General features: G+C 45.9%; 26 protein-coding genes and 1 tRNA gene. 13 read left to right on the forward strand and 14 right to left on the reverse strand.

Translation table 11 applies throughout. The features are described from left to right. The first annotated feature begins 22 nt into the window (after nucleotides 1-22). The gene (locus ACRD7P_RS10485) at nucleotides 23-400 is read left to right on the forward strand and encodes a hypothetical protein (protein ID WP_430907516.1); all 378 of its coding nucleotides are present in this window, start codon (nucleotides 23-25) and stop codon (nucleotides 398-400) included. Nucleotides 401-539: 139 nt separating this feature from the next. Here ACRD7P_RS10485 and ACRD7P_RS10490 read toward each other — a convergent pair. After that, a tRNA-Met gene (locus ACRD7P_RS10490) sits at nucleotides 540-613 on the reverse strand. Between the two features lie 138 nt (nucleotides 614-751). Between ACRD7P_RS10490 and ACRD7P_RS10495 the strand changes: the two genes are divergently transcribed. Both ACRD7P_RS10495 and ACRD7P_RS10500 read left to right on the forward strand, forming a co-directional pair. Next, nucleotides 752-1,135, forward strand: a complete 384-nt coding sequence (locus ACRD7P_RS10495) for an START-like domain-containing protein (RefSeq protein WP_430907517.1) — start codon at nucleotides 752-754, stop codon at nucleotides 1,133-1,135. A gap of 283 nt (nucleotides 1,136-1,418) precedes the next feature. After that, nucleotides 1,419-2,267, forward strand: coding sequence for an aminotransferase class IV (locus ACRD7P_RS10500; protein ID WP_430907518.1), 849 nt, complete (start codon nucleotides 1,419-1,421; stop codon nucleotides 2,265-2,267). Here the strand turns inward: ACRD7P_RS10500 and ACRD7P_RS10505 are convergent. The 5 genes from ACRD7P_RS10505 to ACRD7P_RS10525 all read right to left on the reverse strand — a co-directional run bounded on the left by ACRD7P_RS10505 (nucleotide 2,264) and on the right by ACRD7P_RS10525 (nucleotide 6,784). Further along, nucleotides 2,264-2,824, reverse strand: coding sequence for a YqgE/AlgH family protein (locus tag ACRD7P_RS10505; protein ID WP_430907519.1), 561 nt, complete (start codon nucleotides 2,822-2,824; stop codon nucleotides 2,264-2,266). The two genes, ACRD7P_RS10500 and ACRD7P_RS10505, sit on opposite strands and share 4 nt — an antisense overlap. A gap of 110 nt (nucleotides 2,825-2,934) precedes the next feature. Then, nucleotides 2,935-3,207, reverse strand: a complete 273-nt coding sequence (locus ACRD7P_RS10510) for an HU family DNA-binding protein (protein WP_430907520.1) — start codon at nucleotides 3,205-3,207, stop codon at nucleotides 2,935-2,937. A 174-nt stretch (nucleotides 3,208-3,381) separates the two neighbouring features. Beyond that, a complete protein-coding gene (fmt, locus tag ACRD7P_RS10515) occupies nucleotides 3,382-4,329 on the reverse strand; it encodes a methionyl-tRNA formyltransferase (protein ID WP_430907521.1) in 948 nt (315 codons plus the stop codon). After that, a complete protein-coding gene (locus ACRD7P_RS10520) occupies nucleotides 4,326-6,227 on the reverse strand; it encodes a RecQ family ATP-dependent DNA helicase (protein WP_430907522.1) in 1,902 nt (633 codons plus the stop codon). Before ACRD7P_RS10520 ends, fmt begins: the two co-directional genes overlap by 4 nt. Next, nucleotides 6,224-6,784 carry an AAA family ATPase gene (locus ACRD7P_RS10525; RefSeq protein ID WP_430907523.1) on the reverse strand — a complete coding sequence of 187 codons (561 nt, stop codon included), beginning with the start codon at nucleotides 6,782-6,784 and terminating at the stop codon, nucleotides 6,224-6,226. Before ACRD7P_RS10525 ends, ACRD7P_RS10520 begins: the two co-directional genes overlap by 4 nt. A gap of 84 nt (nucleotides 6,785-6,868) precedes the next feature. Between ACRD7P_RS10525 and ACRD7P_RS10530 the strand changes: the two genes are divergently transcribed. The 7 genes from ACRD7P_RS10530 (at nucleotide 6,869) to ACRD7P_RS10560 (ending at nucleotide 13,273) form a co-directional block, all read left to right on the forward strand. Further along, the gene (locus tag ACRD7P_RS10530; protein ID WP_430907524.1) at nucleotides 6,869-7,156 is read left to right on the forward strand and encodes a DUF493 family protein; all 288 of its coding nucleotides are present in this window, start codon (nucleotides 6,869-6,871) and stop codon (nucleotides 7,154-7,156) included. 92 nt (nucleotides 7,157-7,248) lie between these two features. Then, a complete protein-coding gene (locus tag ACRD7P_RS10535) occupies nucleotides 7,249-7,905 on the forward strand; it encodes a DUF4290 domain-containing protein (protein ID WP_430907525.1) in 657 nt (218 codons plus the stop codon). A gap of 15 nt (nucleotides 7,906-7,920) precedes the next feature. After that, nucleotides 7,921-9,228 carry a UDP-N-acetylglucosamine 1-carboxyvinyltransferase gene (murA, locus tag ACRD7P_RS10540; protein ID WP_430907526.1) on the forward strand — a complete coding sequence of 436 codons (1,308 nt, stop codon included), beginning with the start codon at nucleotides 7,921-7,923 and terminating at the stop codon, nucleotides 9,226-9,228. 276 nt (nucleotides 9,229-9,504) lie between these two features. Continuing rightward, a complete protein-coding gene (locus ACRD7P_RS10545; protein WP_430907527.1) occupies nucleotides 9,505-10,893 on the forward strand; it encodes a sensor histidine kinase in 1,389 nt (462 codons plus the stop codon). A 109-nt stretch (nucleotides 10,894-11,002) separates the two neighbouring features. Beyond that, the gene (locus ACRD7P_RS10550) at nucleotides 11,003-12,667 is read left to right on the forward strand and encodes an FAD-dependent oxidoreductase (protein ID WP_430907528.1); all 1,665 of its coding nucleotides are present in this window, start codon (nucleotides 11,003-11,005) and stop codon (nucleotides 12,665-12,667) included. Beyond that, complete coding sequence (locus ACRD7P_RS10555; RefSeq protein ID WP_430907529.1) at nucleotides 12,667-12,948, forward strand: UBP-type zinc finger domain-containing protein; 282 nt, start codon at nucleotides 12,667-12,669, stop codon at nucleotides 12,946-12,948. Before ACRD7P_RS10550 ends, ACRD7P_RS10555 begins: the two co-directional genes overlap by 1 nt. A 1-nt stretch (nucleotide 12,949) precedes the next feature. Continuing rightward, a complete protein-coding gene (locus ACRD7P_RS10560; RefSeq protein WP_430907530.1) occupies nucleotides 12,950-13,273 on the forward strand; it encodes a GNAT family N-acetyltransferase in 324 nt (107 codons plus the stop codon). Nucleotides 13,274-13,782: 509 nt separating this feature from the next. On the opposite strand, the gene ACRD7P_RS10565 is transcribed toward ACRD7P_RS10560, so the two are convergent. The 4 genes from ACRD7P_RS10565 to ACRD7P_RS10580 all read right to left on the reverse strand — a co-directional run bounded on the left by ACRD7P_RS10565 (nucleotide 13,783) and on the right by ACRD7P_RS10580 (nucleotide 16,155). After that, the gene (locus tag ACRD7P_RS10565; RefSeq protein WP_430907531.1) at nucleotides 13,783-14,148 is read right to left on the reverse strand and encodes a DoxX family protein; all 366 of its coding nucleotides are present in this window, start codon (nucleotides 14,146-14,148) and stop codon (nucleotides 13,783-13,785) included. Nucleotides 14,149-14,164: 16 nt separating this feature from the next. Further along, entirely contained in the window at nucleotides 14,165-14,572 is a 408-nt protein-coding gene (locus ACRD7P_RS10570; RefSeq protein ID WP_430907532.1) for an alkyl hydroperoxide reductase, read from the reverse strand. 52 nt (nucleotides 14,573-14,624) lie between these two features. Beyond that, nucleotides 14,625-15,626, reverse strand: coding sequence for a pirin family protein (locus tag ACRD7P_RS10575; protein ID WP_430907534.1), 1,002 nt, complete (start codon nucleotides 15,624-15,626; stop codon nucleotides 14,625-14,627). A gap of 76 nt (nucleotides 15,627-15,702) precedes the next feature. After that, complete coding sequence (locus ACRD7P_RS10580; protein WP_430907535.1) at nucleotides 15,703-16,155, reverse strand: VOC family protein; 453 nt, start codon at nucleotides 16,153-16,155, stop codon at nucleotides 15,703-15,705. A 580-nt stretch (nucleotides 16,156-16,735) separates the two neighbouring features. Between ACRD7P_RS10580 and ACRD7P_RS10585 the strand changes: the two genes are divergently transcribed. Continuing rightward, nucleotides 16,736-17,785, forward strand: coding sequence for a DUF6340 family protein (locus ACRD7P_RS10585; RefSeq protein ID WP_430907537.1), 1,050 nt, complete (start codon nucleotides 16,736-16,738; stop codon nucleotides 17,783-17,785). A 2-nt stretch (nucleotides 17,786-17,787) separates the two neighbouring features. On the opposite strand, the gene ACRD7P_RS10590 is transcribed toward ACRD7P_RS10585, so the two are convergent. Genes ACRD7P_RS10590 through ACRD7P_RS10605 form a run of 4 tightly spaced genes read right to left on the reverse strand, consistent with a single transcriptional unit; the run spans nucleotide 17,788 to nucleotide 21,831 of the window. Next, complete coding sequence (locus ACRD7P_RS10590; RefSeq protein ID WP_430907539.1) at nucleotides 17,788-19,272, reverse strand: deoxyribodipyrimidine photo-lyase/cryptochrome family protein; 1,485 nt, start codon at nucleotides 19,270-19,272, stop codon at nucleotides 17,788-17,790. Continuing rightward, complete coding sequence (locus ACRD7P_RS10595; RefSeq protein ID WP_430907541.1) at nucleotides 19,272-20,582, reverse strand: cryptochrome/photolyase family protein; 1,311 nt, start codon at nucleotides 20,580-20,582, stop codon at nucleotides 19,272-19,274. Before ACRD7P_RS10595 ends, ACRD7P_RS10590 begins: the two co-directional genes overlap by 1 nt. A 52-nt stretch (nucleotides 20,583-20,634) precedes the next feature. Next, nucleotides 20,635-21,324: an SDR family NAD(P)-dependent oxidoreductase gene (locus tag ACRD7P_RS10600; protein ID WP_430907542.1), complete on the reverse strand. Its 690-nt coding sequence runs from the start codon at nucleotides 21,322-21,324 to the stop codon at nucleotides 20,635-20,637. Between the two features lie 9 nt (nucleotides 21,325-21,333). After that, a complete protein-coding gene (locus ACRD7P_RS10605; protein ID WP_430907543.1) occupies nucleotides 21,334-21,831 on the reverse strand; it encodes an SRPBCC family protein in 498 nt (165 codons plus the stop codon). A gap of 187 nt (nucleotides 21,832-22,018) precedes the next feature. Here ACRD7P_RS10605 and ACRD7P_RS10610 point away from each other — a divergent pair, with 187 nt between their 5' ends. Then, nucleotides 22,019-23,173: a hypothetical protein gene (locus ACRD7P_RS10610; protein WP_430907544.1), complete on the forward strand. Its 1,155-nt coding sequence runs from the start codon at nucleotides 22,019-22,021 to the stop codon at nucleotides 23,171-23,173. Nucleotides 23,174-23,276: 103 nt separating this feature from the next. Continuing rightward, the gene (locus tag ACRD7P_RS10615) at nucleotides 23,277-24,122 is read left to right on the forward strand and encodes a DUF2911 domain-containing protein (RefSeq protein WP_430907545.1); all 846 of its coding nucleotides are present in this window, start codon (nucleotides 23,277-23,279) and stop codon (nucleotides 24,120-24,122) included. Nucleotides 24,123-24,282 lie beyond the last annotated feature (160 nt).

Raw genomic sequence — 24,282 nt, forward strand, 5'->3', positions numbered from 1 at the left:
AGTCTATAATATGCGTTTGTAAATGATTAATTCAAAAACTTGCCCAGTATGTGGTACTATTGTGAAGGGTAGGTCTGATAAGAAATTCTGCTCTAAAAAATGTAAATCTATAGAACAATATGAAAGTCGACAGAAAACCGAGGCCTTCTACCTTAAGGTTGATAGACAATTGAAAACAAATAGGAGGATTCTAAAAAAGTACAATAAATCAGGTTATACAATCATTAGGAAAAGTAAACTTATAGAAGAGGGATTTAACCCAAAGCATTTCACCCATTACTGGAAGAACAAAAGAGGAGATGTATATCTCTTTGTTTATGAATTTGGGTTTCTAAAGAAGAGCGAAAATGGGAAGGATAAATATGTTCTCGTTACCTGGGAAGATTACATGGCCAAATAGTTTTAAAAAATTTGCATCTATATGAGTCTAAATGCGCTTAAATAATATTCTTGACAGAAAAAAATCAAAATGTTGTACCTATGTTGTATATGAGAAAAGAAAAAGGGACCTCAAAAATTGAAGTCCCTGTATTTACTAGTAGCGAGAGAGGGACTTGAACCCTCGGCCTCCGGGTTATGAATCCGACGCTCTAACCAGCTGAGCTACCTCGCCATCGGTTTTTAAACGGCTGCAAATATAAAGTTTAATTTCATCCCCATCAACATAAGAACGCTAAAAATATTCTTTGGGTTTTATTTTTTTATCTTTTGGAAATCTATATATTGCCCATACTAACTTGAACACCTCGCAATGGACGATAAAATAAAATTTGAATTAGAATTTGTCATACAATCCTCACCACAGCTTTTGTACCAATACCTTTCCACACCATCGGGACTTTCCGAGTGGTTTGCCGATAACGTAAATTCAAGGGGCGAGTTGTTTAGTTTTATTTGGGACGGGTCGGAAGAGGAGGCCAAATTGCTTAAAAAGAAAAGTGACGAGTTCGTCAAGTTTGCCTGGGAAGAAAACGATGATGAATCGTTTTTTGAGATGAAGATCATTGTGGACGAAATTACTTCGGATGTTTCGTTGTTCATTACGGATTTTGCCGAGGATGACGAAATTGAGGAAGCCAAAATGCTTTGGGAAAATCAGGTAGCCAGTCTAAAACAGGTATTGGGATCAAAATAGGGCCCAATGGCGGTTGCTTACTACCCATACCTTTTCTTATCGCGGTAGGCTACCACGGCTGTTAGGAAGTTTTCACGGTAGTGGGAAATACTTCGATTTTCCAATTTTAAATAAACCATATCCGGTAGGGGCACAAAGCCAATATTACGCGCTTATGAAGGGCCCATAACCCAATATCGGGAGCGGTACGCTGTTTCCGGTAACACTACTTTTTACCCTGTCATGGACCTTTTAATCCCCACAACGACGTATCTTTGCCGACTATATTAAGCAAAGCACAGCTATGATCGATTTTAACGGAAAATTGCTCCCCTACGATACCCCTTTGGTAACCTATACCAACCGTGGATTGCGTTATGGGGATTCCGTATTTGAAACCTTGCGCGTAGTGAACGGCACCTTGTTTTTTTGGGAGGACCATTACTTGCGGCTAATGGCATCGATGCGGATACTCCGTATGCAGATACCGATGCATTTTACCATGGAAGCCCTAGAGGCGCGAATGTTGGCAGTATTGCAAGAAAATGGATTGGAAGGGTCGGCGGCGCGGATCCGATTGACCGTTTTTAGGAACGAGGGCGGCCTATACCTTCCGCAAACCAATACGGTTTCACTGCTCATCGAGGCCACGGCAATAGACGCTCCCTACTACCAACTAGGGGCGGGGACCTACGAAATAGAGCTGTTCAAGGATTACTATGTCAATCCCGATATGCTGTCGAACCTAAAGACCAACAATAAAATGCTGAACGTCGTGGGCAGCATTTTTGCCAAGGAAAACGGATATCAAAATTGTTTGTTGCTCAACACGGACAAAAAGGTGGTGGAGGCGCTAAACGGAAATCTTTTTTTGGTAAAGGGAAAAACGGTGGTTACCCCGCCCTTGGCCGATGGTTGTCTAAAGGGCATTATCAGGGAAAAACTGATAACGATCCTTCAAAAATGGGACGGGGTCGAATTTAATGAGGCTTCTATTTCTCCGTTCGAACTGCAAAAGGCAGATGAGCTATGGGTAACCAATACCATAATGGGCATTCGCCCGGTGACCAAGTACCGAAAACGGGAATATGGCAACGTTTTGGCCCAAGAACTAGTGGGTAAGCTCAATGCGGCGGCCCGATTGGCCGTTTAGTTAAGGCTGGGGTTTTCAGGGGCATTGGACCATATCAGATAGTCTCCCCCCAATTCGATCATTTTTTCTTTCCAGAAGGCGGAAGCCGCTTTTTTGATTATGGCACTTTCATACCTGTTTTTTACCAAGATCCAGGATTTAGAGGTAAGTTCTTGATCCAATTGTAACGAGGACCAGCCGGTATATCCCAAAAAGAAACGGATATCGTCCTCCGATATCAATTTTTGGTTGATCAATACAATGGTTTTTTCAAAATCGCCGCCCCAATAAATACCGTCGGATATTTCAATACTATTGTCGATCAGGTGCGGGACCTTATGTATAAAATAAAGATTGTCCTGCTCCACCGGCCCTCCGTTATACACTTGAAAAGGAATGTCGATTTCCGTTACCAGATCATTGATACTGTACTCCAGGGGCTTGTTGAGTATAAACCCTATGGACCCTTCGTCATTATGTTCCGCCAAAAGTACTACCGAGCGGTTGAAGGATACGTCGCCGGTAAGGCTCGGCTCGGCAATCAATAACTTTCCCTTTTGGGGTTTCGGTCGGGTCATGGTCAGTATACTTGTTATACCTAAAATAAGACAAATAGTAGAAACGGCAAAGGCGATTAAAAAAAAAGCACCCCACAGCGTGGGATGCTTTTCAATATAACGAATACATCTTAGTTTACTGCACTGCCCAAATCGGCTCCTGCTTTAAACTTTACAACATTTTTAGCAGCAATTTGGATAGTTTTTCCAGTAGATGGGTTTCTTCCTTCTCGCGCATTTCTTTTGGATACGGACCAAGAACCGAAACCTACCAAAGAGACACGATTTCCTTTCTTAAGAGAACCTTCAACGTTTCCTAGAAAAGATTCCAATGCTTTCTTAGCCGCAGCCTTAGTGATGCCAGCATCAGCAGCCATAGCATCGATTAATTCTGTTTTGTTCATAATGTACTTAAATTAATTGTTGTTAAATATTTTACTCGTTGGACAAATTTATACGGATTTGGTGTCAACGCAAGTAAAACCGGGGTAAATCGCCCTTTTTGTTGATAACTAAGGCCCTTTGTTGATAAAGTCGCACGTTTTCGGGCCTTCTCCCAGCCCAATAGAAACGGGGCTTTAGCTAACATGGGCATTTTTTTCCAAACTAAGGCCGTTCAACAAATCTTTGGTTGCCATGCGTTTTCTGCCCTCCAACTGTACTTCGTTCAAGTGTAGATAACCCTCCTTCACCGCTACTTTTAAGGCCGTTTTATTTGCTATAAGAAACCCGGTATCATAATCGTGAGGTACAATTTCCGTAGTACTCCGGTATACTTTTAAGGTCGATTTTTGGCTTCCGTTTACCAAATAGCACCAGGCAACAGGGTAGGGGCTCAGCCCGCGAACATGGTTTTGTATCATATCCAAAGGGGCGTCCCAATCAATTTTACAGCTATCCTTAAAAAGTTTGTGCGCCGTTTTAAGTCCTGCGTCGGAAGCCTGTTTTTGTGTTGTGGCCTTTCCCTCCGCCAAAAGGGCCAAGGTACGTACGACCAATCCTGCGCCCAATTGCATCAGTTTGTCGTGAAGGGTACCGGCAGTATCCGTAGGGGCAATGGCTATCGGTTCCTGTAAGATGATCTCCCCCGTGTCAATTTTATCATCGATAAAAAAAGTAGTCGCCCCGGTACGTTTTTCCCCGTTCATAATGGCCCAATTGATCGGGGCGGCACCGCGGTATTCGGGCAAAAGGGAGGCATGTAAATTAAAGGTGCCCAAGGGCGGAAGGTCCCATACCACCTTTGGTAGCATTCGAAAAGCCACCACTACCTGCACGTCCCCGTCAAGGGCCTTGAGCGCCGCTATAAATTCCGGACGTTTTAGATTGGTGGGCTGCAGTACCGGAATGGCATGCTCCATTGCGTATTGTTTAACGGCCGAGGCCCGCAACTTACGGCCCCTTCCCGCAGGCCGGTCCGGTGCCGTGACCACACCGGTTACCGTATGCCCGGCTTCGGTAATGGCATGCAAACTGGCGACCGCAAAATCCGGGGTGCCCATAAATACTACTTTTAATCTTTTCATAACAAATGATATTCGTTTATAGCGTTAATGGCGATCGAACGTTCCTCCAATAAACTTTGAAGTAGGCGAAGCAGTTGTGCCTGCCCTACCTTTAATTCCGATAGCAGCGTTCGGGAATCCTTTTCGCGCTCCGCCAGCGAGGCCACAATTTTCTTTTTTATTAGAATGTCCGCGTTTTCCGATGGCCGTTTTCTTCCAAGGCAAACGTCACATTGCCCGCAGTCCTCCGTTGCCCGCTCGCCAAAATAACGGAGCAACTGGCGTTTTCTACAGATGTCGCCTGTACGGACATAGGCCAGCATATCCCTTAAGTTGGAAATTTTGAGCTGGCGGCGCTCGTTCACTTCCTTTCCGAACAGGTGTAACGTGCGTTCATCCTCACGGGGTACCAAAAAAGTAATGGAAAGGTCGTTTTCCCTGGCCTGGTATGCGATAATTTCGTCGGTCTGTAACTTTTTTAACAAGGCAAAAAGACGCTTTTCCGAAATGCCGGCTTTTTTTGATATTAAAAAAGGGTTGATCTTGGTTTCAAAATCGAAAACACCGCCATAGGTGCGAAGTACGGTCTTTAGTATCGGTTCCAGTTCTCTTTGGGAGTCCATATAGTCAAAAAGCGCCTGTTTTCCGACGATGATCTGGATCCAGGTTTTTTGGTTGAACGCCTCGTTCAGGGCAATGACCGAATATTGGTCCAAAATGCGCAATGCGTTGTAAGCGAGTCGTGGCGGCAGTCCGTAACGATCGCAAAAGGCATTAAAGTTCAAGTGGTGTTCCGTATCGTTACCTTCCCCATAAGCAATTTGAAAGCTGTTGTTCAAATGCCTATAGAGCGTTTTCACAAAACCCATATCGGGCAGTACCCGAACAAACTGATCGTATACCTGTTCCATATCGGAGGGGTTGGTCAAAAGTACCGCCTTGGACGGGCTTCCGTCCCTACCGGCCCTACCGGCCTCCTGAAAGTAATTTTCGATGGTGTCGGGAATCTGGTAATGTACCACAACGCCCACATCGGGCTTGTCGATGCCCATACCAAAGGCATTGGTGGCCACCATAATACGTTGTTCGTTCGAAAGCCATGATCGTAACCGTTTTTGTTTTTCCGTTTGCGAAATACCGCCGTGGAAAAAGGTGGCCGTAAATCCTTTGGCCTTTAGGTAATCGGAAAGGGCTATGGTAGCCCGTCGGGTACGGACATAAACAATGGCGCTCTTGTCGTTTTTGGCGAGCAATTGCTTTAGCTGATAGGACTTGTCCTCGGTATGCACCACCTCAAAGGCAATATTGTCCCTGGCGAACGAATCCTTTACGATCAAAGGACCGTCGAGCTCCAGAAGCGATACAATATCCTCTGAAACCGATTTGGTGGCCGTGGCGGTCAGGGCGATCATGGGCACTTTTGGAAAAAGCGCTCGAAGTTGGTTGCACTCCAAGTAGGCAGGCCGAAAATCGTGTCCCCATTGCGAAATGCAGTGGGCCTCGTCAATGGCGCAAAGGTTGACCTCTAATTGTTTTAAGCGTTCCCGCACCATTTCTTGCCGCAAACGTTCTGGCGATAGGTATAAGAACTTGTAATTGCCGAACCTGCAGTTGTCGAGCAATTGAAGCACTTCGTTTTGGGGAATGCCCCCTGTAAGGGCGATCGCTTTTATACCGAGTTCCTTTAATCGGGCAACCTGATCTTGTATCAATGCGATCAATGGGGATACCACAATACAAATGCCCGCTTTGGCCATGGCCGGTATTTGAAAACACAACGATTTTCCACCGCCCGTAGGCAAGAGGGCAAGTACGTCCCGATCATCCAACAACGCGCTAATGATCCGTTCTTGGGAGCCTCGGAAACTTGTATATCCCCAATACTTCTGCAAGAGCGATATGGCATCGTTATTTTTCACGGATGCAAGGTATCAAGAACAAAAGCGGTTCTGTTGGCAATGCTGTCTTTTGGTACCAATATCACATCGTAACCAAATTCGGTATAGGTACGGTATAGGTGGTCGTGTATGGCCTTGGCGTCCGCTATAGGCTCAAAACGTTCGCCGTCCATCACGTAAATGGCTTCCCATATGGGCAAAAGGAATACCCGGTCGTAGCGATGTTCGCGCATGGGTTTCGTAAACGCGTTCCCGTAGGATTGTCCAAAAAAATCCATGTACGCGATAACGTCCGGCATTCCACGGTCAAAAAAGATTAGCGGTTCCGGCCGTTTTTGCGCTGCAATGTAATGCTGTTCCCTAGCATTCAAAATTTTAGTGTTGAACGCCATGGGGTCCGATACCGTTGCAATCGGATTGGTGGCCATATCGGTCAAACTGCCATCTTTTTTGGCGGCGTCGGTCATCGAACGGATCACTTCATGAAAACAGGGATAGCCTAGGCGTTCCAGCGCGTGGATCAAGGAAGTTTTCCCCGTACTGGGCCCTCCGGTGATGATGATTTTTTTTTGTTCCAATACATTCCGATTTGACTACAAAAGTAATGAATACGGGAACCATAGAAAACGGGTGTTTTGCGTTATCTTTGTAAAAAGAAACGGATGGATACCGAAAAATCGGAAGAATTCTACAACAGGCTTAAGCAGCAGCTTGCGGACAGTACCGTTTGGCCCTCGAACTACCTTTATAAATTTATCGTTCCCACCGAAGGAGGGAAAATAGAACAGATCCAACGTATTTTCGATAATACGGGAGCGGTCATCGAATCGAAACAATCCAAAAAAGGGAACTACACCAGCATCTCCATAACGGTCAATCGAAAGAATCCCGAAGCGGTAATCGAAAAGTATCGGGAAGTGGGCACCATCAAAGGGGTAATATCCCTATAAAATAGGTTGTATCGCATAATTTTGTTAATTTGCCGACGTTGTTGTAAGAACTACGACACTTTCCGAAAGTACCACTCAAAAAACATAGCCTTTTGAATTTAGTAGAAAACCTAGAATATAATACCGAACGTGCCCATTTGATCATTCCGGAGTATGGCAGACATTTTCAAAAAATGGTCGACCATGCCGTATCCATCGAGGACCGGGAAGAACGGAACAAAGTGGCAAAGTCCATCATAAGCGTAATGGGCAACTTACAGCCCCATCTGCGCGATGTTCCCGATTTTCAGCATAAGCTGTGGGACCAATTGTTCATCATGTCCGATTTTAAACTGGACGTAGACTCCCCGTTTCCCATTACCAGTAAGGAGGTATTACAAAAACGGCCCGAACCGTTGGCCTATCCGCAAAACCACCCGAAGTACCGGTTTTATGGGAACAATATTAAAAGAATGATCGATGTGGCCGTAAAATGGGAGAAGGGCGATATGCGCGACGGGCTGGAATACGCCATTGCCAACCACATGAAAAAGTGTTACCTGAACTGGAACAAGGACACGGTGGACGATACCGCAATCTTTCAACATCTTTTGGAACTCAGCGACGGGCAGATCGACCTCACTGGTGAAAACCTTACCGATAGCGGCCAGTTCCTCAAGAACAGGATAGCAAAAACCCCGCGCTACGGCAACAACAATAACAAAAAGACCCAAAGAAATAACAACAACCGCGGTAAAAAACGGTATTAATAGCCTCATCCTACAATGGGAACATTTAAAATTGAAGGCGGCCACCGACTTTCGGGGGAAATTACGCCCCAAGGTGCCAAAAACGAAGCCCTCCAAATCCTTTGTGCCGTATTGCTCACCGGCGAAGAAGTAGTGATCGATAACATTCCGAACATTGTCGATGTCAACAAGCTTATTTCCCTATTGGAGGACCTAGGGGTCAAAATCCAGAAAAAAGGAAAAGGTTCCTACGCGTTCAAGGCTGACGATATCAACATCGATTACCTGCAGTCCGATCAGTTTAAAGAGGATGGAAGGGGACTGCGCGGTTCCATTATGCTGGTAGGTCCGTTATTGGCGCGATTTGGCAAGGGATATATTCCAAAACCGGGTGGCGATAAAATCGGTCGCAGACGTTTGGATACCCATTTTGAAGGTTTTATCAATCTGGGCGCAAAATTCCGTTACAATAAAGAAGAGCATTTTTATGGTGTGGAGGCCAAGCGCCTAAAAGGCACCTATATGCTTTTGGACGAAGCCTCCGTGACCGGAACCGCCAATATTGTAATGGCAGCCGTACTTGCCGAAGGTAAAACAACCATTTATAATGCCGCCTGTGAGCCTTACTTACAGCAACTCTGTAAAATGCTCAACAGAATGGGGGCGAAAATCAGCGGTGTCGGTTCCAATTTGTTGGAAATAGAAGGGGTGACCACCCTTGGTGGAACCACCCATCGCATGCTTCCCGATATGATCGAGATCGGAAGCTGGATCGGTTTGGCGGCGATGACAAAAAGCGAGCTGACCATAAAAAATGTAAGCTGGAACGATTTGGGGCAGATCCCCAACGTGTTCGGAAAACTTGGCATCCAGATCGAACGCAAGGGCGACGATATTTTTATTCCCGAGCATAAAAACGGATATGAGATCCAAAACTATATTGATGGTTCCATACTCACCATTGCCGATGCCCCATGGCCAGGAATGACACCCGACCTTTTGAGCATTTTATTGGTCGTGGCCACCCAAGCAAAGGGGGAGGTGTTGATCCATCAAAAAATGTTCGAAAGCCGTTTGTTTTTTGTAGACAAGTTGATCGATATGGGGGCGAAGATCATTCTTTGCGATCCACACAGGGCCACGGTAATCGGACACGATTTTAAATCCACCCTAAAGGCCACTACCATGGTTTCCCCGGATATCAGGGCGGGAGTTTCCCTGCTGATCGCCGCACTTTCGGCAAAGGGCACCTCTACCATACACAATATCGAACAGATCGATAGGGGCTATGAAGACATCGATAACCGATTGCGGGCGATCGGTGCCAAAATAGTGCGGTTGTAATCGGCTCGCTACCATCTAAACCGGTGACCGATAGCCTACCTATTTAGCAGTATGTTTCAATAGATATGGCTGCGCTCATTTTTCTCTTTAAACCGCTCCCATGGTCGAAATTGCGGTCAAAGCCGTTTCAGCTATACCTGGGGCGAATAAACGGATATAAGCTGGCTTGAAAAGTGCGTTCGTGTGCTTGAAAACGACAGTTTCGAAAATTTTTTATAACATTTCCTTCACATTTTGCGTGTTGCAATACGCAAGTGTTTCGTGTATTTTTAACCAATGGAAGTTACCCCAAAACACCTTAGGGATGTACCCGCGATATCGGAAGTGCCGAACGCCCAATTGCAATGGCTGATCGACCGTTCCCGAACGGTAACTTTGGCGGTCGGTGATTATCTTTTTTCCCGGGGCGATGCCATAGACCAGCTGTTTATTGTTCTAAAAGGGGAAGCGGAGATAAAAGTGGAGCAAAACGGTAACTATAAACATGTTGCCAAGATCATGGAAAACGAGATATCCGGCGCTTTGCCGTACTCCCGCGCCACCACCGCCCTGGGTTTTGGAGAGATCGTAAAAGATGCCGTGGTATTGGTTTTGCCAAAAAGCGAGTTTAAGGAACTGACCCGAAACCATTTTGAACTGACTGAAGCCTTGGTACATGTCATGACTTCCCGTACGAGGGAGTTTGCCAAGCGCAACGTACAAGAAGAAAAAATGATGGCCTTGGGAAAACTATCGGCAGGGCTTGCCCATGAGCTCAATAACCCGGCCTCGGCCATGGGACGTAGCGCCATCGAATTAAAAAAACACTTGGGCAATGTTCCCGAAAAGTTCAAACGCATCATTTCGGTCAGGGCAAGTTCTGAACAGATCGATATGATCAATACCATTCTTTTCGAGAAATTGAGCGAGCGCCCCGAAAACAGTATGGGGCTCATGGAACGTACCGAAAAGGAAGAAGATCTGGAAATGTGGTTGGAAGAACATGAGGTTACCAATGCCTACGAGCTTACCGAGACCTTTATCGATTTCTGTATGGACGTTCCGGCCATGGAAAAAATATACAATGCCATCGGAGCGACCAACTTTCCTACCGCTATCGAATGGATTGAAAATGTATTGACCACCGAAAAAATGGTCGACGAAATACAGGAAGCAGCGGAACGCATATCAAAATTGGTGAGCTCGGTAAAAAGTTACACCCATATGGATAGTGCTCCCGAACGGATTCCCACCGATATCCGAACGGGCATCAAAAGCACGCTGACGATGATGAACCACAAGCTCAAACAAAAAAATATCGCGGTCGATACCTTTTTTGGGGAAAACTTGGCCATGGCCCCGATAATGGTCAGCGAAATGAACCAAGTATGGACCAATTTGATCGATAATGCCATTGACGCCATGCATGAAAAAGGGACATTGACCATTCGTGTCCAAAACGATGGTGCTTTTGTTAAAACGGAAATCATCGATGATGGTGAAGGGATTCCCGAAGCAAACCTATCCACCATATTTGACCCTTTTTATACGACAAAAGCCGTTGGGGAAGGCACCGGAATGGGGCTTGAGGTGGTACAACGTATCGTAAAACAACATCGTGGGGAGATCAAGGTCAGCTCCGAACCCGGTGAGACCGTTTTCACCATATGCCTGCCGACAAGTTGATTTTGAGCGCTTTGGAAGCAAACGGGGGAATGAAAAATGGAAATTCCCGACTTCGGAAAATACCGGCCGAACGGCCGATCGCAATAACAGACGTTATACGTGAACGAATATGAAAAAACCAATTTTATTTGCTCTGGACGATGACCCTCAGGTACTGCGTGCCGTTACAAGGGATTTAAAGTCCAAATATCAGAAAGAGTACCGCATTCTCCGGACAAGTTCGCCCAAAGAAGGGTTGGAAGTTTTGGTTGAGCTAAAAAAGAAAGGAGAGACCATCGCGCTTTTTTTGGTGGACCAACGGATGCCCGAAATGTTGGGGGTCGCTTTTTTGGAAGAAGCCAAAAAGCACTTTCCCGATGCAAAAAAAGTACTCTTGACCGCGTACTCGGATACCGATGCGGCCATCAAGGCCATCAATGACGTGCAATTAGACTACTACCTGTCCAAGCCATGGAACCCTCCAGAGGAAAAACTGTACCCGGTACTTGACGATCTTTTGGACATTTGGCAATTGAACTATAGCCCCGAATTTGACGGGCTCAAGGTATTGGGATATCAATACAACCCACATACCCATGACATCAAGGACTTTCTGTCCAGCAACCTGTTCCCGTTTCAATGGTTGGATATCGAAACCAGTAACGACGCCAAGGAAATAGCCACATTGCACAACGTTTCGGCAAAGGACATGCCGGTGGTCTCCTTTCCGAACGGGGAGTGCCTAAAGAATCCCTCGATCACGGAATTGGCCGAACGGCTCGGACTTAATGTGACCGCAAAGGAAACGCTATATGATGTAGTGATCATCGGTGCCGGTCCATCCGGACTTGCCGCTGCCGTATATGGTGGGTCCGAAGGGCTTAAAACATTGCTTATCGAACGCAAGGCCCCTGGAGGGCAGGCAGGTACCAGCTCGCGTATCGAAAATTACCTCGGTTTTCCTAACGGGCTGAGCGGTCAGGAACTGACCCATCGTGCCATTACACAGGCAAAACGTTTTGGTATCGAGTTTTTATCGCCCAAAGAGGTGATGTCCATTCAAACACAGGACAACTACAAGCATATCGCCCTGGACGATGGCAGTGAAGTACGTACCAAAAGCATCGTGGTCGCCACGGGGGTCAACTATCGCAAGTTGCCGGCGGAAGGCGTGGAACAATATACCGGTGCGGGAATTTATTACGGATCGTCGATGACCGAGGCGCAGGCCTGCCAAAACCAAGAAGTGTATATCGTGGGGGGCGGAAACTCCGCAGGGCAATCCGCAGTATACCTTTCCAATTTTGCCAAGAACGTCTATATAACCATTCGCAGGGATGATCTCTCCAGTAGCATGTCGCAGTACCTGATCGATCAGATAAAGGCCATAGACAATATAACGCTACTTGCCAATACTACCATTACCAAAGTAAAAGGGGACGGTGAGCGCCTTTCCCATTTACAGCTTGAAAATACCAAAACTGCGGAAGTGACCACGGTGCCCGCACGTGCGCTCTTTATTTTTATAGGTTCAAGACCCTATACCGACTGGATTACCCTTGACATCCTTAAAAATGAAAGGGGATTTTTAGAGACCGGTCGGGATTTGTTGAAATACAACAATTTCACCAAAATATGGAAACAAAAGCGCGAGCCTTTTTTGTTGGAGACCTGTAGTCCCGGAATTTTTGCCTCTGGCGATGTACGGGCCGGGGCAATGAACCGAGTGGCATCGGCAGTAGGGGAAGGTTCTATGGCGATAAAATTTGTACATGAATATTTAGCGGAAATCTAATGGCTTTAAAAAACAAGACCTGTGAACACCTGAACACATTTGAACCGGAGCATAAAATGGCACCCAAGGGATATGAATGTGAAGAATGTATAAAAACGGGGGACCAATGGGTACATTTGCGCACCTGTCAACAATGCGGCACCACCCTTTGCTGTGATTCCTCGACCAACAAACATGCCAGCACACATGCCCGAACCTACGCCCACCCAACGGTAATTTCGGTGGAACCGAACGAAAACTGGGCCTGGTGTTACGAGCATCGAACTTTTTTACGTTTTTAATATGGACAAACAAGACTTGCAGCAGCTCCTTTTGGTCGATAATGACAAAGGTGAAAAAAAACGTTTCGAACTTGATATAGAAGGGAAAATCGCATTTGTCGATTATATGATTTCCAAACAACAGATCATATACCTTACCCATACCGAAGTTCCCGTAGGATTGGAAGGAAAGGGGGTAGGGAGCGCTCTTGTTCAAAAGGTGTTGGAGCATGTGGCGGCCAGCAACCTGAAAATGGCCCCGCTCTGTCCTTTTGTGGCGGCCTATCTTAAAAGACACCCTGAAATGGCCAAGGGATTGTTGGCGCCGGGCTTTTCCGTCGGATAACCATTTTATACCATTTCTACCTTGAAATTACCCATTAAAAATTGCCCTTTTCCGCTTATACTTCAAAATAAAAAACAATCGTAGCTACTGTTATACCATTTCTGATGTTAAATCACCCATTAAAAATTGTTCTTTTACGTGTATGCTTCAAAATAAAATCCAACCATAGCTACTACTATGCTTGGATTTTCTTTTTCGCCTACCCAAAAAATCCCTGGTTTTTATTTGCGTAATTTAACATCAGAAATGGTATTATGCTTGATTTTTCTTTTTCGTCCAAACAAAAAATGACGGCTTTTTATTTGGGTAATTTCAAAGCAAAAACGGTATTCTTGGTCACGAGCGTTAGTTTAAAGGATACGCTATAATGAAATGTATTCCTTCGAGTGCGCTTAACTGTTCATCTTCAACAACTCGGAGCGCGCACATGGTAGTTTAGTTGATCTTCGGGAGCGGTCGATTTCCAGTTTGTGTACAAAAAAGGACCGTAAATGTTTAGTTGGAATAGCTCATTTTAACCCGGTGCGAAAAGCCCAAAACAGCAATAATGGATGTATGGCCAACAGACGGAACCAAGCGATCCAAGGCGCGACACACAACCCGTCCGTTACGCATGACCCTTGTTGAATAAAAAAGATATGCGAGGGGATAAACAACAATAAAAGTACAATTATACCATAGCTGCCCCATTTTCTGGTCTTTGGGAAAAGGACCATCGTTCCAAAAGAAATTTCCAGAAAACCACTACTATAGTTTATAACATCAGGAAAGGGCAGCCAGTCGGGAATCAGACCGTCATAAAAACCGGGATGGATAAAATGGTTCGCACCGGCAATGACATAAAAGAGGAAAAATCCAAGTTGCAATGGTTTCATACCGGAGATGGTATACTTAGTTTTTTTGGGTATCGGTCAGGCGCCATCGTTGTTTCGTATGTACCTGTTTTAAAATCATAAAAAACGGAATCCACCAAATAAAATCATTGGTGATAAGGGTATAGCTGAATTCGAACGGGACAATATCTTGTAGGTAGTTGAAAACAAAGCCCAATGGCCCAAAAATTTTCCCTAAAAACCCCACGGCCACTATGGGCCAATGCCGCATGGCATCGTAGGAGGCCCACCAATACCCTAGGCCGTATACCCCGATGACCATTCCCATACCCTGCCAAACCATGGGGTGGTTCAATGCGGCCATCCCCACAAGTTCAAAAAAATGGTTCGGGAACAGCACCACCCAAGTTCCCCAAAGTACGTTATATACTGCCGCTAGGCGTAAAGTGGTCCGGTGCAAGTTCATAAATGGCTTTTTTTATTTTTACGCGTTTAAAGTAAGGAGGGTAGTATAACAGCTATTTTTCTTCCAGTCTTCCATCCGGATATAAGGCGAACCGCCCCTTTTCCTTTGGATGGACAACGTCATGTTTCTTCCATGGCCACCCGCCGAATGCCGTCATACGATAATCGTCCATGGCCTCCTGTATTTCCGTTTCGTTGTTCATTACAAAAGGGCCATACTGTGCCACAGGTTCCGCTATCGGTTTTCCTTGGAGCAATAGCAGCCGTACCGTTTTTGTACCCGCCTCGATCAAGGTATCTTCAGGTCCGTTCAACGCCGCACCAAATCCGCTCCGCAATTCCGTTTCCCCGATTGTCAGGCTTTCGCCTTCGTAGAAATAGAGGTTCCGTGTGGTGCCCGCGCTAACCTTTGGCAGAACGATGCTACCATTGGGCCGAATCGTGATCATCCAGACGGCTACCTCATTATTTTCGTCGTTTGCCCAGGAACCGGGGGTCGGTTCCGGTGCTGCATGTCCTTCATAGGCACCGGTAATAATTTTTATTTTGGCCGTTTCTTTTTCGATAACGGGGATGTTCTCCTGCCACAACATTTTAAAATGCGGTGGCGTAAACTTACTTTTTTTGGGAAGGTTCAACCATATTTGAAACAGTTCCAACGTATTTTCATGTTCCATGTCCAATAACGGAAACATTTCGGCATGCTGTACCCCGCTGCCCGCCGTCATCCATTGTACGTCGCCCTGACCAAAACGGCCAGCTGCCCCTAAGGAGTCGGTATGATCACAATATCCTTTTTGCGCAATAGTGATTGTTTCAAAACCGCGATGGGGATGCGCCGGAAAACCCGGAACGGTACGGCCGTGGTACATTCGCCAAGGGTTGTCTTCCGAAAAATCATTGCCCAGGCTCCGGCCTTCCAACGAAACGGCAGGACCCATAATCTCGTTCCCCTCCGGATAATGGTCCAAGTGGTATACGCAAAAAAGAAAAGGATCCTGTGTTTTCCATGGAAAACCCAAGGGAAATATGGTGGGTGTGGTAGTGTTCATCATAGCTTAAAAATAGCTGTTTTTCCGTTGCAATAGGGGTGATTTCAAAGCAAAATGGTATGAAGGGAGGTTAAATGACCTAGTTCCCATGTTTGGCGGTATTGACTTCGATCCAGTTTTCTTCGGGATCCTTTAAATAGATCTGTTGAACCCCATCGGCCCTTAGGGTTATCGCACTTTCTTCTCCTGGCCAGTCCCAAAAGGGAACTTCGTTTTTCTTTAAATGAGCTACAACACCTTCCAAATTATTGGTAGCCAAGCACAGATGTACACTTTTGCTATGCCGCATGGGAACGCTATCTTTTCCGATCAAGTGCAGTTGGGAAGCCCCGTTTACCTGAAACCAGCGAAAACCTAATTTTCCGGCCGGATGTGGAATCTCCTCTAAACCGAGCACCTGCGCATAAAAATCACCGACTTTTTCCAAATCTTTTACAATAAAGGAATAGTGATCGTACCGAAAGTCAAAATCTTGTGCGGTCAAAGAAAGACACTGTCCGCAAAGAAATAGTAGCAGGATAAATTTTTTCATAGTTCTCTAGTTTCGTTTAATGAAGTGGTTTAAACTTTTCACATTTAAGTGAAAATTAGCAATTTTTTGCCCAGTTGAAGGTTTTTTTGAGTTGCATAGCAGGGCTACGGAAGGAAAAAAAGGCGAAAATTGGGTCAAAAAGGGCAATTTTTTAACGAATGGGAAAAGTTTAAACCACTTCAATTAATAAAAACCGACACCTGTTCCCTTGTATGACCTGCCGGTACTCTTTTCTAAAAGAAGGGTTTGGTATGTGGGGTTTCGGTGGGTGGGCGTTTGCCCGCCTCAAGATGTAAAATTATGGAGAAATAAACACAAAAAAAGGTATTTATCCATAGTTCCGATCGTGTGCACCGATACCTTCCAAAACAACTAGAATATCCTCGGCACACTTCATGCTCAAATAGTCCCTGCGGTAGGGAAACCTTCATGCTTTGAGGATATTTTGGAGTAGGGGAATGCTGTTTTTTACAGGGATTGGGCAATAGATAGGGTTGATTATCAGTTACTAGTAAACAAACTTTGGAACAGCTTTTTTTTGGACCATTTGTGGAAGAATAGTAACGACAAACCCAGTTTTATGAAAAATCGAATAAAACTAATAGGAGTATCGGTAATGCTATGGGCCTTGGTAGGCTGTAGTGCCACCAACCGTATGACCATGGGAGTAACCGAACCCGCCCATATCAATATTCCCGGCGATGTGGCCCGGATAGGGTTAATCAATAGGAGCGTACCCTCCGAAGGTAACGAGTCGCTCGATAAAATTGATAAGCTCCTTTCGTTGGAAGGGTTAAAATTGGACCAAGAAGGTGCCGAGTCGGCCCTGAACGGCTTAAAGGCCGAGTTGGAACGCACTGGCAGATATGAAAGTGTGGTCAATATCACCGAAATTGAGTCGCAGCGAAAGGGGTTGGGAGTATTTCCCGCACAAATGAGTTGGGACGCCATTGAGGAAATCTGTAATGCGAATCAAGTAGACGTGTTGTTCTCCTTGGAGTTTTATGATACGAATACCAGCGTTGATTATGTGCAGCAAATGGTGAACCTTCCCAATCCGTTGGGTATAAAAACACAGGTGCCGGGGCATAAGGTGACCTTACGGACCGAGCTTAAAAATGGTTGGAGGGTGTACGACCCGTACAACAAACAGATTTTGGACGAGGCCAGTACACGCAACCAATTGGTATCGGTAGGGGAGGGCATCAATCCTTTTAAGGCCGTGGAGGCCGTGGTCGGTAGAAAGGAAGCCGTTTTACAGACGAGCCATGATGTCGGCAGCGGATATGCGCTAAAAAGTAGACCGCTCAAACGAAGGGTATCCCGAAATTACTTTATTAAGGGAACCTCTAATTTTGAAATAGGGAACAGAAGGGCACAGGCAGGCGATTGGGACGGTGCAGCGGCACTTTGGGCGTTGGAATTGCAACATCCCGATGCTAAAATAGCCGGTCGCGCCAACTACAATATGGCCATCAGTAATGAAATCAATGGCGATTTGGACAAGGCGTTGGAGTTTGCATCCCGGGCCTATACCGATTATGCCCTACGCGATGCGTTGGGATACATCAATATCCTAAGAAATAGAATGGTCCAACAAGATCGCTTAAGGGAGCAAACGTCCCGCTAAGATCATACGTCCTCGTCCATGGAGTCCCATACCGGTCGTCCGGGCAGGGTATGTTTTGCCAGAATACGCTGTCCTTCCGATCGCACCGAGCTTGCATTTTTTAGGTCGTAGAGAACGGAGCTTGCAAAACGCCTCATCTTTACGATATCTACGATAGGAAACGGATAGTCCCTGCCCAGTTCGAAATTTAGGAACTGTTGTTCCATAGGGGGGATTTTCCAAGGTTCGTGCAGATAGTTCAGGGGAAGTACCGACAGTTCGGGAATCCATTGTTTGATAAATCGACCCTCCGGATCGTGCTCTTTTCCATTTTTGACCGGATTGTAAATGCGGATCGTATGTATTCCGGTCTCTCCCGATTGCATGTTCAGTTGCGGAAAGTGTATTCCCGGCTCAAAATCCAAAAAATGCTGTGCCAAATGTTCCGTACAATCCTGCCAAGGTTGCCATAACAAATGAGTGAAAAAAGAGGCCAATAGCGCCCGTAGCCTAAAATTGACGAACCCGGTAGTTACCAGACAGCGCATGGCCGCATCCACCATGGGCACTCCGGTATTCCCGTCACGCCAGGCCTTTTGCAATTTCGGCCGCACGGCTTTCTGCAGCCCGTGATAGCCGGTGTTGATGCTCCGGAACTCCATTTCGGGTTCCATTTCGAACTTTTGGATGAAATGCGCCTGCCAGCGCATACGCGATAAGAAGGAAGAAAGGTCCCTTTTGCTTCCGATGGTATTTTTATGGGAGGCCACATACTGACACACCTGTCTTGTGGACAAATTCCCCCAGGCCAAATACGGAGACAGCCGACTGCTGTGCAATCGCGATTTTTCCGGACTCGAATAACAACGGTTGTACCCCTTTACCCGATCGAAAACAAAGCTCTTAAGGTATTTAATGCCTTGTGAAGTACCTCCGTTCTGAACATTTTTACCAGGGGTCGTATCCAATTCTACTTTGGGCAAATTGGACATAAACTGCTCGGAAAGCACCTTTACATTAAAAAAATGGCTAGGGTCCAATTGGGTAACGGGAATCTTTTGGTTGATGAAATCGACCCAATCGTTCTTCCATTTTTTTCGGTCTTTACGACCTCGAAAAACACCATTGCAAACACTCTCCTTCCAATACGTTCCATGGTCCCTGCACCATTTGGCTACGGCCTTATCACGGTCGTAGGTGATGTCCATTCCCGTTTCTTGATGCGAAAATATCCCGCTAATGGGGTGCAGTTGGTGTAGATATGAAAATAGGGCGACCATTTTCATTTCCGTAAGGAGCATTTGGGTATCAAAACCGGCCATCTGCCGTTGCATATCGGCCAGGCTTTGTTTTATAAAACCAATGTGCCGATCGCTATAGTGGGCATCTTTCGTCCAAAGCGGTTCAAAATTGAAAAGAAGCAATACCTTCTCGCCCGTAGCAATGGCGTTATGCAAGGGCTCGTGGTCTGTAAGCCGTAAATCTCTTTTGAACCAGACTACAACCATTAGGAGACCGCTTCCTTATAGGTTTTTAAGCAACGCTCCCTTGCCATTTTGTGATCGACCATTTTTTGGGGATATGTAAGTTCCTGCAAGTCGGGTACCCATTGCCTAATGTACTCCTTTTGTTTATCGAACTTATCAATTTGCGTCATCGGGTTAAAGATCCGAAAGTAAGGGGCGGCATCGACACCGCTACCTGCGGCCCATTGCCAATTACCGACATTAGCACTTTGGTCGTAATCCAGTAACTTTTCGGCAAAATAGGCCTCTCCCCAGCGCCAGTCGATCAACAGGTGTTTGCATAAAAAACTGGCCACCAACATACGTACCCTATTGTGCATGTACCCGGTCTGGTTCAGTTCGCGCATTCCAGCATCGACCAAGGCATAACCGGTTTCACCGTTTTTCCATTTTTCGAATTCATTTTCGTTATTCCGCCATTCGATACGGTCATATTTTGATCGGAACGCCTTTTTGGCGGTATGCGGAAAATGCCATAAAATCTGCATAAAAAATTCGCGCCAGATCAACTCGCTCCAAAAAGCCTCGTTGTCTTCCGCAATCGCCTTTTTCATCATTTTTCGGATAGATACCGTTCCAAAACGAAGATGCGGCCCCAAACGTGACGTCCCGTTCTCTTTAGCGGGAAAATTACGGGTAGCCTCATAATTCTCGATAAGGGACGGTGTAACGGTAAACTCGGGTACTTTAATGCTTGCCGTTCGGAAACCTATATCCGATAAAGAAAGGTTGGGCAAACGGGAATGCTTTACCAAATTACCAAAATGGGCTTCCGTATCATAGGATACCAAGTGCTCCTTTTTATCAAAAAGACTTTTCCATTTGTTTTTATAAGGGGTGTATACCACATAGGGGTCGCCATCATCTTTCACCACTTCGTCCTTTTCAAAGATTACCTGATCCTTAAAGGAGGTAAACGGTATGGAACGTTCTTGCAGGAGTGCTGCTATTTTTTTGTCCCTTTCCTTGGCGTAGGGTTCGTAATCGTGATTGGTATACACTTGTTGCACTTCGTAGTTTTGTAGGAGTTCCTTAAAAATGTCCTCCGGGCGGCCATGGTACATTGCTATGGAACTACCAAATTTGTCCTGCAGCCGATCTCGCATGCGCTGGAGGGTTTCGTGAATAAAGGTTACCCGGGCATCGTGCTGGGGAAGTTCCTCTAAAATATCGGAGTCAAAGATGAATAGGGGAAGTACGGGACAATCGCCTTTTAGGGCGTGGGAGAAACCCGCGTTGTCATCTAGTCTAAGGTCCCTGCGAAACCAAAAAAGTGCAATTTTATTTTCCATAAATGTTGTGGATTGGTATGATGTAACGGATTGTAATAGTGATTGTGTGGTATTAGCTGATGTTCAAACTTCCCATTCCGCCATCGACACCAACAACTTGTCCGGTCATCCAACTGCTTTGTTCGCTCAATAAAAATACCCCGATGTGGGCAATGTCCTCCGCTTCGCCCACACGTTTTAAAGGATGTCGTTCCGCCATCATATCCCTTTTTCGATCGTTATTGAGCAAACGGCCCGCTAAGGGGGTATCGACCAAAGAAGGAGCGACAACGTTCACCCTAAGTTTTGGGGCATACTCCGCGGCCAACGATTTGGCAAAACCTTCTATGGCACCCTTTGCCGCGGCCACACTGGTATGGAACGGCATTCCCGTACCTACGGCGACGGTGCTAAAGAAAACCATGCTGGACCCCTCCGCCATAATCGCGATAATTTCTTTGACCACGCGCACCAGGCCAAAGAAATTTAACTGCATATCCTCTTCAAAGGTACTGGCGGCCATCATTTTAAACGGTTTTAAATTGATGCTGCCCGGGCAATAGGCAAAACCATGAAGTGCGTCGGGCAATAGACCGGTGTCCAAAGTGTCCGTGGTAACATCGAATGGAATGTGCGTGACGTTAAGTCCGTCCAATGCATCCGCCGTGCGCGATGCGATAAAAACGTTATGGTCCTTTGCAAGGGTTTTGGCCATAGCAAAACCGATACCGTGGCTACCGCCGATAAGAAGTATGTTTTTCATATAATAGGGTTAAATGGATGTTATGGTTAAAAAGGGTGAATGCCCGGGAAGCGTTCCAAAAAGTTGTTGCAATTTTTCTTCCCTGAAAGCAAATATTTGTTGCAATTGTTTTTTTACGATCAAAGGATGCGCAAGGCGGCCCAACACACCGAACGGTATTTTATAATCGATCAGGTCTTCCATGATAACACCCCCGTCGGTTTCATGAATAAAATGTTTATGGTGCCATAACGCATACGGGCCGAACAGCTGCTGGTCCACAAAATAATTGCCCTCTTTGATGTTCGTTATTTCACTGACCCATTTAGTGGTAATGCCCGCGATAGGACTTACTTTATACTGGATGATCTGCCCTTCGAACAGGGGCCTGTCGGCACCATTCAGAATTTGAAAACCCATTTTTTCGGGTGTAATCACCTTTAGGTTTTCGGGATTGGACAAAAAATCCCATGCCGTTTTAAGGTCAATGGGGACCGCTTGCTTGGCATGGAGTTGATACAGTTGCATGTCGTGGTTTTCCACAAAGATACCTTCAATTTCTGTTTAAAGAAAAATACATATAGTTAAACAAATAATAAAACGTTTTTTTGCGACCCTTGAGGGGATGCATCCAACAGTTTATGGGTCTTAATTTTGGTCCATTCGTGTAAAGTTCCAGCTATTTTGTACTTTGCCAGATTACTTTTTGTAAGCGATGCGCAGAGCGATACTTTGTTTATTAGGTTTGTTGGTGTTCGTACCCTTGTACGGGCAGCTGCCGATCCGCGTGCTCGGGAGTCTTTCCGACGGTGTTTCGGAAACATCGGGGCTGCTGTTTTACAAGGATAAGCTCCTTACGCACAACGATTCAGGAAATGCGCCCCAGTTGTTCGTGATCGATACCCTTTCGCGACGGGTGGAAAGAGTGGTGCAAATAGAAAATGCCGTAAATATCGATTGGGAAGCGATGGCCCAGGACAACGATTATATGTATATCGGGGATTTAGGTAATGTTTCAGGATTGCGGACCGATTTGACGGTGTACCGAATAGCCAAAAACGATTTCGACAATGCCGATACCGTTAACGCGGAGACCATTGTCTTTTCCTATCCCGATCAAACGGCACCAGAACCGGATGAAAATAGTGATTTTGATGCGGAAGCCATGTTCGTACTGCATGATAAGTTGGTAGTACTGACCAAGCAATGGCGGCAAAATGGTACCACTGCCTATACGATACCTAAAATTCCGGGACGCTACACGGCAGAAAGATGGGACTCCCTGTCCTCCATAGGCCTGGTTACGGGAGCAACCTATAATGAAGCCACGCAATTACTTTATTTTACGGGCTATTCACGACAGTTGAGCCCTTTTGTCTACCGTGTGGAAGGTGTTTTGGAAAACAGCGTTTTCGGAGGCGCCGTTACCAGACTACCCATAAATATCGGCTTCGCACAGGTTGAAGGAATTACCGACGTGGATGCCAATACCTATATGCTTTCCTCTGAGTTTTTCGAAAGGCAAAGCCCTTCCATTACGTTTTCACCAACCTTGTATTCCCTTACCACCGAGGATATGGAAGTGTCCCAAGAGCTCCCCGAACCGATTACAGAACCGGAACCCGATGTGATGGAGCTTGTAGTATATCAACCCGTTGGCCGTACGCAATTGTCCTATGTTCTGCCCAACGAGCATCCGCGACCCGTTGCGCGAGCGATTTTTAGCCTTGAGGGGCAACTGCTCCGATACCAAACCGGGGACCTGCTGTTATCCGACACTATTTTTACTGCGGACCTGCCCAATGGAACATACGTATTGACCCTATATTTTGGGGAATTCAAATTGACCCGTGCATTCGTACTGTATTAGGGTAGCGAAAACCCAAAGCCTAGCTCTTGGACATTTAGGATTCTCTTAACAAGGCCCCTATCCCTTTATACCTAGTTTTGCAAAAACTTAAATCCAATACAAAATGAAAAAAATGATTCTCTTTTTTTGTGCCGCTATGGTTTCCTTGGCGACCGAAGCACAGATAAAAACACCACAGCCGAGTCCCATGGCGAAGGTAACGCAGGTAGTAGGTTTGACCGATGTTACTTTGGAATATTCACGTCCGGCAATGCGCGGCAGAACAATTTTTGGCGATTTGGTTCCCTTTGATCAACTTTGGAGAACAGGTGCCAACAAAAATAGCATCATCACCTTCAGTGAAGACGTCAAAATTTCAGGCAAAGCTTTAAAAGCCGGTTCGTACGCGATTTTTACAAAACCCGGTGAAACCGTTTGGGAGGTCAATTTTTATACCGATACCGAAAACTGGGGAACACCACGTAACTGGGACGCTACCAAAGTAGCGGCCGTAGTTAGGGCGAATGCTACCAAAACCACGGACATGGCCGAATCGTTCACGATCAGCGTAGACCACGTATCCGAAACCGGCGCACATCTTGTGATTTCTTGGGCCGATACCAAAGTGGCCATTCCTTTTGAAGTACCGACCGACAGTGCGGTTACCGCTAATATCGATAAGGTAATGGGAGGCCCCGATGCAGGGGATTATTATGCCGCTGCCGTGTACTATTTGAAAGCGGACAAGGACATCAATAAAGCCAAAGAATGGATGGATAAGGCCATGGCAATGACCGAAAAACCGGCATTTTGGCAAATGCGACAGCAATCGTTGATCTATGCGAAGGCGGGAGACAAAAAAGCGGCCATTGAAACCGCAAAAAAATCGTTGGCCGCTGCGGAAGTTGCCGGTAACGGTGATTATGTTAAAATGAACAAGGACTCCTTAAAGGAGTGGGGGGCAATGTAATCCTTCATATATGCTAAAAGTAAAAGACCCGGCTCCTGGCCGGGTCTTTTACTTTTAGCATTTTACCATTTGAAATGGTATCATATACCCACTAATTGATCAAGCGTACGGTTTACCTTTGTATCGTCCGTCGCCCGAAAGGAGGTGTAACACCATCTTC

Source organism: Maribacter sp. 2-571 (assembly GCF_050589625.1).
Lineage (GTDB): Bacteria > Bacteroidota > Bacteroidia > Flavobacteriales > Flavobacteriaceae > Pelagihabitans.

Bases quoted from the DNA above. Each gene is read 5' to 3' on its own strand.
- ACRD7P_RS10485 (WP_430907516.1), top strand. From the start codon at position 23: ATGATTAATTCAAAAACTTGCCCAGTATGTGGTACTATTGTGAAGGGT.
- ACRD7P_RS10495 (WP_430907517.1), top strand. From the start codon at position 752: ATGGACGATAAAATAAAATTTGAATTAGAATTTGTCATACAATCCTCA.
- ACRD7P_RS10500 (WP_430907518.1), top strand. From the start codon at position 1,419: ATGATCGATTTTAACGGAAAATTGCTCCCCTACGATACCCCTTTGGTA.
- ACRD7P_RS10505 (WP_430907519.1), bottom strand. From the start codon at position 2,824: ATGACCCGACCGAAACCCCAAAAGGGAAAGTTATTGATTGCCGAGCCG.
- ACRD7P_RS10510 (WP_430907520.1), bottom strand. From the start codon at position 3,207: ATGAACAAAACAGAATTAATCGATGCTATGGCTGCTGATGCTGGCATC.
- fmt (WP_430907521.1), bottom strand. From the start codon at position 4,329: ATGAAAAGATTAAAAGTAGTATTTATGGGCACCCCGGATTTTGCGGTC.
- ACRD7P_RS10530 (WP_430907524.1), top strand. From the start codon at position 6,869: ATGGATACCGAAAAATCGGAAGAATTCTACAACAGGCTTAAGCAGCAG.
- murA (WP_430907526.1), top strand. From the start codon at position 7,921: ATGGGAACATTTAAAATTGAAGGCGGCCACCGACTTTCGGGGGAAATT.
- ACRD7P_RS10545 (WP_430907527.1), top strand. From the start codon at position 9,505: ATGGAAGTTACCCCAAAACACCTTAGGGATGTACCCGCGATATCGGAA.
- ACRD7P_RS10550 (WP_430907528.1), top strand. From the start codon at position 11,003: ATGAAAAAACCAATTTTATTTGCTCTGGACGATGACCCTCAGGTACTG.
- ACRD7P_RS10555 (WP_430907529.1), top strand. From the start codon at position 12,667: ATGGCTTTAAAAAACAAGACCTGTGAACACCTGAACACATTTGAACCG.
- ACRD7P_RS10560 (WP_430907530.1), top strand. From the start codon at position 12,950: ATGGACAAACAAGACTTGCAGCAGCTCCTTTTGGTCGATAATGACAAA.
- ACRD7P_RS10565 (WP_430907531.1), bottom strand. From the start codon at position 14,148: ATGAAACCATTGCAACTTGGATTTTTCCTCTTTTATGTCATTGCCGGT.
- ACRD7P_RS10570 (WP_430907532.1), bottom strand. From the start codon at position 14,572: ATGAACTTGCACCGGACCACTTTACGCCTAGCGGCAGTATATAACGTA.
- ACRD7P_RS10575 (WP_430907534.1), bottom strand. From the start codon at position 15,626: ATGATGAACACTACCACACCCACCATATTTCCCTTGGGTTTTCCATGG.
- ACRD7P_RS10580 (WP_430907535.1), bottom strand. From the start codon at position 16,155: ATGAAAAAATTTATCCTGCTACTATTTCTTTGCGGACAGTGTCTTTCT.
- ACRD7P_RS10585 (WP_430907537.1), top strand. From the start codon at position 16,736: ATGAAAAATCGAATAAAACTAATAGGAGTATCGGTAATGCTATGGGCC.
- ACRD7P_RS10590 (WP_430907539.1), bottom strand. From the start codon at position 19,272: ATGGTTGTAGTCTGGTTCAAAAGAGATTTACGGCTTACAGACCACGAG.
- ACRD7P_RS10595 (WP_430907541.1), bottom strand. From the start codon at position 20,582: ATGGAAAATAAAATTGCACTTTTTTGGTTTCGCAGGGACCTTAGACTA.
- ACRD7P_RS10600 (WP_430907542.1), bottom strand. From the start codon at position 21,324: ATGAAAAACATACTTCTTATCGGCGGTAGCCACGGTATCGGTTTTGCT.
- ACRD7P_RS10605 (WP_430907543.1), bottom strand. From the start codon at position 21,831: ATGCAACTGTATCAACTCCATGCCAAGCAAGCGGTCCCCATTGACCTT.
- ACRD7P_RS10610 (WP_430907544.1), top strand. From the start codon at position 22,019: ATGCGCAGAGCGATACTTTGTTTATTAGGTTTGTTGGTGTTCGTACCC.
- ACRD7P_RS10615 (WP_430907545.1), top strand. From the start codon at position 23,277: ATGAAAAAAATGATTCTCTTTTTTTGTGCCGCTATGGTTTCCTTGGCG.